This window comes from Corallococcus sp. AB018, from assembly GCF_003986945.1.
Lineage (GTDB): Bacteria > Myxococcota > Myxococcia > Myxococcales > Myxococcaceae > Corallococcus > Corallococcus exiguus.
Window position 1 is genome coordinate 55,989 of sequence record NZ_RAWR01000022.1, and the last position, 11,620, is coordinate 67,608.

General features: G+C 72.2%; 6 protein-coding genes. 2 read left to right on the forward strand and 4 right to left on the reverse strand.

Annotation, left to right across the window (positions count from 1 at the left end):
* Positions 1-110 precede the first annotated feature (110 nt).
* Together D7Y11_RS07510 and D7Y11_RS07515 are read left to right on the forward strand one after the other, a co-directional pair.
* Positions 111-2,372 (forward strand): penicillin acylase family protein, encoded by a 2,262-nt coding sequence (locus D7Y11_RS07510; protein ID WP_158641901.1) that lies wholly within the window; start codon positions 111-113, stop codon positions 2,370-2,372.
* 418 nt (positions 2,373-2,790) lie between these two features.
* Positions 2,791-3,471: a Crp/Fnr family transcriptional regulator gene (locus D7Y11_RS07515; RefSeq protein ID WP_120563505.1), complete on the forward strand. Its 681-nt coding sequence runs from the start codon at positions 2,791-2,793 to the stop codon at positions 3,469-3,471.
* Positions 3,472-3,474: 3 nt separating this feature from the next.
* On the opposite strand, the gene D7Y11_RS07520 is transcribed toward D7Y11_RS07515, so the two are convergent.
* The 4 genes from D7Y11_RS07520 to D7Y11_RS07535 form a co-directional block, all read right to left on the reverse strand.
* The gene (locus tag D7Y11_RS07520; RefSeq protein ID WP_126933351.1) at positions 3,475-5,016 is read right to left on the reverse strand and encodes an adenylate/guanylate cyclase domain-containing protein; all 1,542 of its coding nucleotides are present in this window, start codon (positions 5,014-5,016) and stop codon (positions 3,475-3,477) included.
* Between the two features lie 30 nt (positions 5,017-5,046).
* Positions 5,047-7,065, reverse strand: a complete 2,019-nt coding sequence (locus tag D7Y11_RS07525; RefSeq protein WP_126933352.1) for a protein kinase — start codon at positions 7,063-7,065, stop codon at positions 5,047-5,049.
* A gap of 156 nt (positions 7,066-7,221) precedes the next feature.
* The gene (locus D7Y11_RS07530; RefSeq protein ID WP_126933353.1) at positions 7,222-8,088 is read right to left on the reverse strand and encodes an NAD-dependent protein deacetylase; all 867 of its coding nucleotides are present in this window, start codon (positions 8,086-8,088) and stop codon (positions 7,222-7,224) included.
* A 66-nt stretch (positions 8,089-8,154) separates the two neighbouring features.
* Complete coding sequence (locus tag D7Y11_RS07535) at positions 8,155-11,283, reverse strand: tetratricopeptide repeat protein (protein ID WP_126933354.1); 3,129 nt, start codon at positions 11,281-11,283, stop codon at positions 8,155-8,157.
* Positions 11,284-11,620 lie beyond the last annotated feature (337 nt).

Sequence of the window (11,620 nt, forward strand, 5' to 3'; positions counted from 1 at the left end):
CCGGACGCGCTCCCGGACACGCCGCCCGCCGCCGCTGGACGCGCGAGGAAGGCACGCTCACCCTGCCCGGCCTGCACGGCAAGGTGGAGGTGCTGCGCGACACGTGGGGCGTGCCTCACATCTTCGCCAGTGACGAGCACGACCTGTTCTTCGCCCAGGGCTACGTGCACGGGCAGGACCGGCTGTGGCAGCTGGAGATGGGCCGCCGGCTGGTGGACGGACGGCTCGGGACCCTGCTGGGCCCCATGGGCGTGGGCGCGGACACGTTCCTGCTCACCATGGGCCTGCGCGACATGGCCGAAAAGGCCTGGGCGCAGGTGGACCCGGAGGCGCGCGCCATCCTGGAGGCCTACAGCGCGGGCATGAACGCGCGCATCGCCGCGGAGCCGCTGCCCTACGAGTTCACCGTGATGGCCACGGCGCCCGCGCCGTGGACGCCCGTGGACTCGCTCGCGCGCGGCAACATGCTGGCGCTGATGCTGGGCGGCAATCACCGCATCGAGCTCTTCCGCGCGCGGCTGGTGGCGGCGGTGGGCGAAGACGTGGCCAACGCGCTGCTGCCGCAGAACGCGCCGGAGACGCCGCTCATCGTTCCGAAGGAGGCGCGCCTGCCGGGCCTGAAGAATGTGAAGGCGATGTCCGGCCTGGACAGCGTGGACGATGTGCTGGGCGACCCCAACATCGTCTCCGGCAGCAACAACTGGGTGGTGCACGGCCAGCGCACGAAGAGCGGCCAGCCGCTGCTCGCCAACGACGTGCACATCCCGCTGAGCATGCCGTCCACCTGGTACGAGAACGGCCTGCACGGCGGCCGCTTCCAGCACGTGGGCTTCTCTCTGCCCGGCGTGCCCATGCTGATTGTCGGCCACAACGGGAAGGTGGCCTGGGGCATGTCCAACCTGGGGCCGGACACCCAGGACTTCTACATCGAGAAGCTGGACGACCCGAAGGCGCCCAAGAAGTACCTCTACCAGGACGTCTGGCACGACCTGGAGGTGCGCCGCGAGGAGATCCCCGTCAAGGGCGGCGCGCCCGTGGTGCTGGAGGTGCGGAGCACCCGCCACGGCCCGCTGATGAATGTCGTCATGGCGGAGGACCTGAAGGACAGCGAGCCCCTGTCGCTCAGGTGGGCGCACCGGGAATGCCAGCCGCTCATCAACGCCGTGCTCAAGCTCAACCTGGCGACGGACTGGGAGTCCTTCCGCGCCGCCATGAAGTGCTGGGAGGGGCCGGGCCAGAACTTCGTCTACGCGGACACGGCCGGCAACGTGGGCTACCAGGCCACGGGGAAGATTCCCATCCGCCAGGGACACCAGGGCCTCATCCCCATGCCGGGCTGGACGGGCGAATCCGAGTGGACGGGCTTCATCCCCTTCGAGGAACTGCCCGCGTCCTTCAACCCGCCCGCGGGCTACGCGGCCACGGCGAACAACAAGATTACGTCCGACGACTACCCGCACCTCATCGCGCACAACTGGTTCCCCGGCTACCGCGCGAAGCGCATCACCGACCTGCTGGAGGCGGGCACGCAGCACACCGTGGAGTCCATGCGGGACATCCAGGCGCAGACGTACTCGCTGCCCGCGGAGACGCTGCGCCCCTACTTCCTGGCGGCGGCGCTCCCGGCGGACGACCTCCAGCGCCAGGCGGTGGACGCGCTGAAGGCGTGGGACCTGCGCTTCGAGCCGGAGGCCGTAGGCGCCACGGTGTTCCAGGCCTGGTACATCGAAGTGCTGCGCAAGCTGCTCCAGCACAAGCTGGAGCCGTCGCTGGTGAAGGAATACCTGATGGGCCAGTACGAACGGCACGGCAGCCTGCACATGCCCTTCGTCATCGGCCTGATGTCCCAGCCGGACAGCGCCTGGTGGGATGACCCGAAGACGCCGGAGAAGGAGACGCGCGACGACATCCTCCGCGCGGCCCTGGGCGTGGCCATCGCATGGCTTGCGAAGACGTACGGCCCGAAGCCCGAGGCGTGGGCCTGGGGCCAGGTGCACCAGCTGACCTACGCGCACCAGCTGCTGGGCGGGCCCGCCATCCCCGGCCCCATCCGGCGCGTCTTCAACAGCCGCCCGGTGCCGGCCCGGGGCGACAACTACTCCGTGGACGGCGCGTCGTTCGTCTGGAGCAACCCCTTCAAGGTGGTCCACGGCACCGCGCTGCGGATGATTGTCGACCTGGGGGATTTGTCCCGCTCCGTGTCCATCCACTCGCCGGGGCAGTCGGAGCACCTGTTCCACAAGCACCGCGACGACTTGATGGAGCTCAACCGCAAGGTGGAGTTCCACCCCATGCTCCACACGCGCCAGGCCGTGGAGCAGCACCGCGAGGCCACGCTGACGCTCACGCCCGCGGTGGCCCTGGCCAAATAAAACAACCCGGACTTGAAGGCCGTCACTCCCCCCGGAGCGACAGGCCTTCAGGCCCGGGTTCCATTGCTTTCAGGCTCCAGCGGGAGCCGGCACTCGTATTCGCGTCGAATTCCCCCTCAGAAACTCGACGCTTCCCCCTTCTATGTGCCAGCCCCTGCGGTCCCCCCCATTTCCCGCGCGTGCCGCGGTGAGCTAAGAAGTCCCCCGACTCCGTGACTCACCGTGTTGCTGCTGCGCGGGCCCCCCTGCTTCCCGTGCTGCGATGAAGGAACAGTACCGGGACCCTCTGTTTCGATCTGTGAAGCGGCCCACAAGCCCGGTGTGAAGGCGTTCACACCCGCCGGACTTGTCCACCGGACCTGGATGGGAGGCTTCCCTACCTGCATCCAGGGATTCCGGGCAGAATGGACCTCCCCCCATGTCCTACGCGCAGCTGCTGGCCGAAATCCCCATGTTCGAGAGCCTCGGCCGGGAGGACCTGGAGAACATGTCGTCGCTCCTCCAGCCCCGGCGCTTCGCGAGGGGGGAGGTCATCTTCCACCGGGGGGACGTGGGCACCGCGCTGTTCATCATCCGGCGCGGCCAGGTGGCCATCCGGCTCTCCTCCAGCGAGGGGCGCGAAATCACCCTGGCGCTGCTGGACCGGGGGGACGCCTTCGGGGAGCTGTCGCTGCTGGACGGCGAGATGCGCTCCACGGACGCGATGGCGCGCGAGGAGGCCCACCTCCTGACGCTCCAGCGAGATGACTTCCGGCGCTACCTGGAGACGCGGCCGCAGGTGAGCCTGGCGCTGCTGGCGAACATGAGCCGGCTGGTGCGGCGCACGACGCAGCTCGTGTACGACTCGGCGTTCCTGGACGCGCGGAGCCGGCTGGTGCGGGTGCTGCTGGAGCTGGCGAAGACGCAGGGGAAGCAGGCCCCCGACGGGCTGGTCATCACCCCCAAGCTCACGCAGTCGGAGCTGGCCAACCTGTGCGGCGTCACCCGCGAGAGCGTCAACAAGTGGCTGCGCTACTACGTGCGCGAGGGGATGCTCAGCTTCGAGGGCGGGCAGATCATCCTCCTCCAGCCGGAGCGGCTGGGCCAGGACGCGGAGTAGCCGTCAGGCGCGCACGCGGAAGAGGGACAGGGGCTCGTCACGGCCCTTCACCCGCACCGGGGCCAGGGGCTCCAGCGCGAAGCCGTCAGCGTCCAGGAGCGCTCGCGTGGCGTCCGTCACCAGCACCTCGCCCGGGCGCGCGACACCGCACACGCGGGCCGCGACGTTGGTGGCGTCTCCCACGGTGGCGTACTGGAGGTAGCGCTCCGAGCCGATGTTGCCCGCGGCCACCGGGCCGGAGTTGAGCCCGATGTGCACCTGAATCTCCGGCACGCCCTCCGCCCGCCAACGGGCGTTGAGGTCCGCCAGGGCCTGTTGCATCTCCACGGCCGCGCGCACGGCCCGGTCCGCGTCGTCCGGCCGGGCGAAGGGGGCGCCCCACACGGCCATCAGCGCGTCGCCGATGTACTTCTCCAGCGTGCCCTCGTGGCGGAAGACGACGTCCGCCATCACCGGGAAGTACGCGTTGAGCATGTCCACCACCTGCCGGGGCTTGAGGCGCGAGGACATGGCGGTGAAGCCGGTGATGTCGGAGAAGAGGATGGTGACGTTCGCCTCGCGCACCTCCAGCGGCACGCCTCGCAGCGCCTTCAGCTGGCGCACGACGTCCGGCGGGAAGAAGCGCTGGTAGGCATTTCTCAGCACCGCCTCCTCCTCCAGCCGCCGCGCCAGGTGCGCGTGGTCCAGCGAGATGGCGGCCTGGTTGGCGAAGGCGGTGAGGAACTCCAGGTCCTCGTCGGTGAAGAGGCCTCCCTGCGTGAGGCTGTCCAGGTACAGCACGCCCAGCACCGCGTCCCGCGTGCGCAGGGGCACGCACAGCGAGGCGCGGATGGATTGGCGGAAGACGGAGTCCGCGCCCACGAGCCGCGCGTCGTCCTGCGCGTCGGTGAAGAGGGCCGCCACGCCGCGCGAGTGCACGTAGTCCACGATGTGCTGGCTGTAGAAGCGCTCCGGCAACGCCCCACCCCGCGCGCCACGGGACACCCGCGGCTCCAGCGTCCCCGTGTCGCGGTCCACCAACAGCACCGCCGCCCGGTCCACCGCCCAGATTTGAAAGACGAGCTGGAGCACGCGCTCCAGCAGCCCGTCCACCGGGCCCGGGGACGACAGAACCTGGCCCACCTTGAGCAGCACCTGGAGCTTGTCGCGGGTGCGGTCCGGAGAGCGCGTGTCGAGCAGCGCCTCCATGGTGGACCCGCCGGAGAAGCGCGTCTCCAATGGCTGCGTGCGCAGCGGGCCCCAGCCGTCCGGCAGCGGCGTGTCCAGGGACACCAGCCGGAAGAACACCTCGCCGCAGCGGAAGGACTGGCCGTGGCCCAGCTCCTGGCGCGACACGCGGTGTGGCCCCACGAAGCTGCCGTTCTTGCTGTCCAGGTCCACCAGCACCACGCGCCCGCCCGCGCGCTCCAGCCGGGCGTGGCGCCGCGACAGGCTGGGGTGCGGCACGCGGATGCCGTTCTCCTCGGTGCGGCCGATGGTGGTGGTGCCCTCCGGCAGCATCACCACCCGTTCATCCACCTGGCCTGGATTGAGGATGACGCGCATGGGCTCAAGACCGCGTGGAGGGGGCAGGCTTCAGGTGGGCCCCTTGGCCGTGAAGGCACCGGGCCGGGGCGGGGATGCGGGCGCTTCCAGGACAGCGGGGGCCACCTGTTCGGAGGTGCGGTCCGCGGAGGACTCGGACTGGCTGCCGTGGCGGGCCACCACCTCGCGCACCGCGAGCGACGGGCCTCTGGGCCCTGGCAGGTGGCGGTCTCCGGCGAGGCGGCAGTCAAAGGCGTCCTGGAGCCGTGCGGCCAGCGTCTCGCTCACCAGCACCTGGTCGCGCGCGGCGACGGTGGCGAGCCGGGCCGCGGTGTTCACCACGTCGCCCAGCACCGTGTGGTCCAGGCGCCCGCGCCCGGCCGCGCCCACGTTGCCGGACAGCACCGGCCCGGTGTCCACGCCCATGCAGACGCCATGGGCATACGGAGACGCGTCACCGCCGCTCCACGCCAGGCCCTGCAGCCGCTGCTTCACCGCGAGGCAGGCGTCCAGCGCGCGCGACACGTGGCCTTCGCCCTGGAAGACGGCCATCACGGCGTCGCCCAGGAACTTGTCCACCACGCCGCCGCGCGACTCCAGCTCCGGGAGGATGACCTCGAAGTTGGCGTTGAGCCGGCGCAGCGCGGACTCCGGCGGGTGCTCCCGGGTGACGGCGGTGAAGTCCGCGACGTCCAGGAAGGCCACCGTGGCGTCCACCTGCTCGCCCGCGAGCGCGCCGGGGCCACGCACCAGCGGCAGCACCCGGTCCACGATGCCGCCGTGGACGAACATGCGCAGCAGCGCGTTCTCCTCCGTGGAGCGCACCGCGCGGCGCAGCTCCGCCACGTGGCGCACCGTCTTGGCCAGCGTGGACTCCAGGTCGTCCAGGTCCACCGGCTTCACCAGGAAGTCGAACGCGCCCCGGTTCATCGCCGTGCGCAGGTTGGGCAGGTCGCCGTACGCGGAGACCATGACCACCTTCACCAGCGGATCCACCTCGCCCACGCGCGACAGGAAGGTGAGCCCGTCCATGCGCGGCATGTTCAGGTCGCACAGCACCGCGTGCGTGTCCGGGTGCTGGCGCAGGGCCTCCAGCGCCTCCTCGCCGTCGCGCGCGAAGACGAAGCGGTAGACGCCGTCGCGCACGTGCCGGCGGAAGCGCTGGCGCATGAGCAGCTCCACGTCCGGCTCGTCGTCCACCACCAGCACCGTGGCGGCCTGCCCGGCGCGGCCCGCCTCCACCAGCGCGACGAAGGCCGAGGCCAGCTCGCGCGCGGACGTGAAGCGCTGCGCGAGCGTCGGGTGCAGGGCGCGCTGGAAGAAGGCGTCACCGCCAGCGCCCAGCTCCGGCACCAGCTGCGAGACGGGCACCGCGGGAGGGTGGAAGGCGCCTCGCAGGAGCGCGCCCACGGACTCAGGCCCGTAGGGGAACTGGCCGGTGAGGGCGCGGTAGAGCACCACCGCGAGCGACCAGAGGTCCGCTCTCGCGTCCAGGTCCGGGTCGGCGCGCAGCTGCTCCGGGCTCATGTAGCGCAGCGTGCCGGTGAGGCCCTCCGCCTGCGCGGGCGTGCTGGTGGGGATGAGCGAGCGCGCGAGCCCGAAGTCGAGCACCTTCACCACCTCCTCCCCGTCCACGTGGGCGAGGAAGAGGTTGGCGGGCTTCAGGTCGCGGTGGACGAGCCCCGCCGCGTGCGCCGCCGCCAGCGCCCGGGACACCGGCGTGACGAGCGCGGCCACGCGGGCCGGGGACAGGCGCCCCTGCTGGGTGAGGCGCGTCTCCAGGTCCTCGCCCTCCAGCAGCTCCATGACGATGTACGGCACGCCGCCGTCCACGCCGGAGTCGTGCACCTGCACCACGTGCGGGTGGCGCAGCCGGGCCACGGACTGGGCTTCCTGTTCGAAGTGGCGGTGGGCCTCCGGCGTGCGCGCCACGACGTCGGAGGCGATGAGCTTGAGGGCCACGTGCCGCTGGAGTTGCAGGTCGACCGCGCGCCAGATGGCACCCATGCCACCGCCGCCAATCCTGCGCTCCAGCGCGTACCTGCCGCCCAGTGGGCGCCCGGTGTCCATCGGCCCTGTGTCTCCGTCCCGGCGGGCACGGCCTGGCGCGCGTGCCTCGCGAAGCCGGGAATGATGGCACACTTGACCCCTCCCCTGGCGTGCCCATTCGGTGCCGAGCCCGAAGCCCCCGAGCCCGGCTGCACGCCCGGTGTGGGAGGAGGAACGTCAGGTACGGGTCAGCGCCTGGGCGAGCCGGGGCAGGACCTCCCCCGCTCGCGCCTCCACGCGCACATCCGCGAGGCCATCGCCCCGGCTCTCCCCGATGTTGAGGATGCCAATGGGCATGTGCTGCTCCGCCGCGCGCGTGACGAAGCGATAGCCGGAGTAGACCGTCAGCGACGAGCCCACCACCAGCAGCGCGTCCCCCTCCTCCACGAGCGCGAACGCGTCCTGCACCAGCGGCGCCGCGACGTTGTCCCCGAAGAACACCACGTCCGGCTTCAGCGTCCCGCCACAGCGCGTGCACGCGGGGACGCGGAAGCCCTCCACGGCCTCCTGCGACAACTCCGCGTCGCCGTCCGGACGCAGCTCCACGATGGTGTGCGCGAAGTCCGGGTTGAGGCCCAGCATCCGCGCCTGGAGCGACGCGCGAGGCTCCTGCGCGCCACACGCCAGGCAGCGCACCCGCGACAGCGCGCCGTGCAGCTCCAGCACGCGCTCACTGCCCGCCGCGTGGTGCAGGCCGTCCACGTTCTGGGTGATGAGCCCGGGCACCACGTCCGCCTTCTCCAGCGCGGTGAGCGCGAAGTGCGCGTCGTTGGGCCGGGCGGTGGTGAAGCGCGGCCAGCCCAGCAGGCTGCGCGCCCAGTAGCGCTGACGCACCTCCGGCTGGTGCAGGAACTCGCGGTGCTGGATGGGGTTGCGCACCTTGTGGCGCGTCTCCGGGCCGCGATAGTCGGGGATGCCGGACTCGGTGCTGATTCCGGCTCCGGTGAGCACCACGACGCGGCGTCCGCGCAGCAGCTTGGCCAGGGCGTCCACACCCGCGTCCGGCGGGAGGGCGGCGACAGGGGAGTCCGTGAGGAGCGTCATTCCACCCTCCGTATAACGTGGCCCATTCGTGCTCGCTCCAGGGCCTTGGCGCTTCTGACGAGGCGATTACCGGACGAGCGCGTCCCTGGCGGGGTCCGCGGGCTTCGGCGTGGCCATGGCGGCCTTGATGTCCCTGCGCGCGGCGGGGGGCAGCTTGGCGATCCAGCGGTCCATCGCCTGGCGCAGCTCCGGCACGGAGGACTCCTCGTCGGGGAGCGATGCGGCCTCCTGGCGGGCCTCGGCGGCGAGCCGGACGGCGCGGGCCGGGTCCTGCTTCGCGTCCCACAGCGCGCGGGCCAGCATGTAGCGCGCGGCGGGGCGCTCCGCGGGTCGGGGCCGGGCGCGCTCCCAACCGGCGACGGCCTGCTCCAGCGGGGCCAGCGCCTCGCGCGGACGGCCGAGCACCATGTACGTGCGCCCCAGGTCCACCAGCGCCCCCGTCCAGCCGCCGTTCACGTCGTCTGGCAGGGACGTCTGGAGCGCGGCGGCGCGCTGGAAGTACGGCAGGGCCTGGTCCGGCTGGTTGCGGTAGCTGAGCGTCTGCCCCATGCCCCGGAGCACCAGCGCCAGCGTGGGGTGGTCCGGGCCCAGGCTCTTCTCCACCTGCTCGAGCGCCGTGGCGAAGCGCTGGGTGGCCTCCTCCAGGCGGCCCATGTGCACCAGCAGCGTGCCGATGTTGTTGACGATGATGGCCACCGTGGAGCTGTCGCGCCCCTCCGTCTTCTCCGCGATGCTCAGCGCGCGTTCGTAGAGGGGCAGCGCCTCCTCGCGCTTGCCCTGGTACTGGAGCGCCAGCGCCAGGCTGTTGAGCGCGTCCGCCACCTGCGGGTGGTCCTGGCCCAGCGAGCGCTCCAGCAGCGCCAGCGCGCCCCGGGCCAGCCGCTCCGACTGAACGAAGTCGCCCTGCTGCCAGCGAACGCTGGCCTGCTCCAGGCGGATGCGCGCCACGTCCGGGTGCTCGGGCCCCAGCGCTCCGCGCACGGTGCCCAATGCGCGCTCGTACAGGCCCAGGGCCTCCTCCGCGCGCCCCTGTGAGCGGCGCACGGTGCCCAGCTCCACGCGCACGTCCGCGACCTCCAGGGCCTCCGGGCCGAAGCGCTTCTCCAGGAAGGACAGCGCGCGGGTGAGCTGTTCGTGGGCCTCCGGGTAGCGGCCCTGGCGTGACAACAGCCGGCCCAGGTTCATGGCGAGCGCGCCGGCCAGCTCCCTGCTGGCGCCCAGCCGCTCCACCGCGGCGCTGGCGCGCTCCGCGGCCTGCTGTCCCTGGACGTAGTGGTCCAACCGCTCGCCCGTCACGCGCACCGCCAACGTCCACGCCCGGGCGGCGGCGTCGTCGTTGCGGCCGGCCTCCGCGGTCCACGCGGCCTGGAGCACCGTGGCCTCCGCGCCCCGGTAGTCTCCGGCCCCGTCCTTCAGCTCCGCGAGCAGCAGCAGCGCGTCCGCGGCGCCGGACCAGTCCCCCGCGGCGCGCGCCGACTGGGCCACCGGCTCCACGCGCGCCACTCCCTGCGAATAGCGGCCGGCGGCGCGCAGCGCCCTTGCGTCCACGAGCGCCTGGAGCAGCGCCACCGTGCGGTCCCTTGCAGCGGGATCATCGGATGAGGAGTGGCCGCGCGACGTCAGCGCCTCCACGTCCGAGCAGCCCGCCAGCGGCGTCAGCCCCTCGACCGCGCGGGGCGCCCGCTCCACCAGGTCCGGGTCCGCCTGCGTGAACAACTGCGTGAGCGCGGCCACGTCCGCGAGCCGCGCGTCCAGGCAGCGCATGCGCAGCGCCATCACCGCTTCGCTCTGCTCGTGGCGCACGCGGGTGGCCTCGCAGGCCGCAGTGCGGGTCGTCACCCACGCGGCGGTGTACGAGTCCAGCCCCCGGCGCACGTGCCTGAAGGCGTCGTGCGCGAAGCGGCGCTCGGTGCCGACGAAGGCCGCCTCCACCGCGTGCTGCCGGGACGCGTCCCACACGCCGTCCATGGCGCGGGCGGCACCCTCGCAGCCCGTGACGTCGCGGCGGTTGAGGACGTGCGTGAGGCCCACCGCGGACAGGAGCAGCAGCGACGCGCCCGCCACGCGCAGCCGCCGCGTCCGGCGCGCCGCCGGGTCCGCATCCAGCGCGGCGATGAGCGCCTCCATGGACGCGTGGCGGTCCTCGGGCTTCACCGACAGGCCCTTCACCACCACCTTGCGCAGCCACTGCGGCACGCCGGAGTGCCGGGGCACGCTCTTCACGCGCCCCGCATGCACCGCCTGGGACAGCTCCTCCACCGTGGCGCCCGCGAAGGGGCGCTCGCCGTAGAGGCCTTCGTAGAGCGCGACGCAGAAGCCGAACTGGTCGCTGCGCGCGTCGGTGCGCTCCTCCGGCGGGAACTGCTCCGGGGCCATGTAGGCGGGCGTGCCGCCCTCCATGGCTCGCGGATGCGCGGGGCTTCCCGGCAGCACCGGCGGGACCACGGCGCCGAACATGATGCGCGACAGGCCGAAGTCGGTGACGCGCACGCGGCCATCCTGGGCCACGAGGATGTTCTCCGGCTTCACGTCGCCGTGCACGACACCCACCGCGTGCGCGGCGGCGAGCCCCCGGGCCACGGCGAGGAAGACCTCCACCACCTGGCGCCACGGGTGCGGGCCGTCGTGCTCCCACTTGCGCAGCGTGTGCGCGTCCACCAGCTCCATGGCCAGGAAGACCTGCCGGCCGAAGGTGCCCACGTCGAAGACGGAGACGACGTGCGGGTGGGAGACGCGGGCCATGGCCTGCGCCTCGCGCAGCACCTGCGTGCGTCCGGCCTCCGCACCCAGCCCCAGCGCCTCCACCTGGAGGAGCTTGAGCGCGACGCGGCGGTCCAGCTCCGGGTCATAGGCGGCGTACACGACGCTCATCCCACCCACGCCCAGCATCTCCAGGATGAGGTAGCGCCCCACCGCCGTGCCGCGCGCGAGCGGCGGCGTGGGCAGCCTCAGGCGCGGCTTCTTTCCGCGCCACGGGTCCACGGCCAGCGTCGCCAGCTGGCTGTCGAGGACCTCCTCCTCTGGAACAGCCAGCCCGGAGTCCGCGGGCGGTTGCACCTTCAGCGCCTCGGACACCATGCGGCGGCAGGAGGGGCACGTGTCCAGGTGCTCGTCGACGAGCGCCGCCCTGTCGGAGGGCAGCGTCCCGAGCAGGAGGTCCATGAACGTGGGTTCGTCCAGACAGGCGAGGGGCATGGGAGGCACGAGGAAGGCGGCAGCACAGCAGGACTCACGGCGGGCGTCGAGTCACCCCTGGGACGTTTCATGCGTTGAAGGGTTGCCTGCTCGGCGGGTGGGACGTCGGTTCGCGAACGCCCCCCTCCCTATGTGTTGAGACAGGGCGCGCTTTCTGGGAAGTGTCCGAGCATGCGGGTGCTGCGACGTCTCGGATGGGCCGGACTGATATCCCTGGCGCTGCACGCCCTCATCTTCGGGCTGTTGTGGGCAGTGGACCCCGCGCTGTCGTCCGCCGGACGCACCGCCCGGCTGCGCGAGAAGGCGGTCGAGGTGGAGATCATCACCTCCCCTTCCG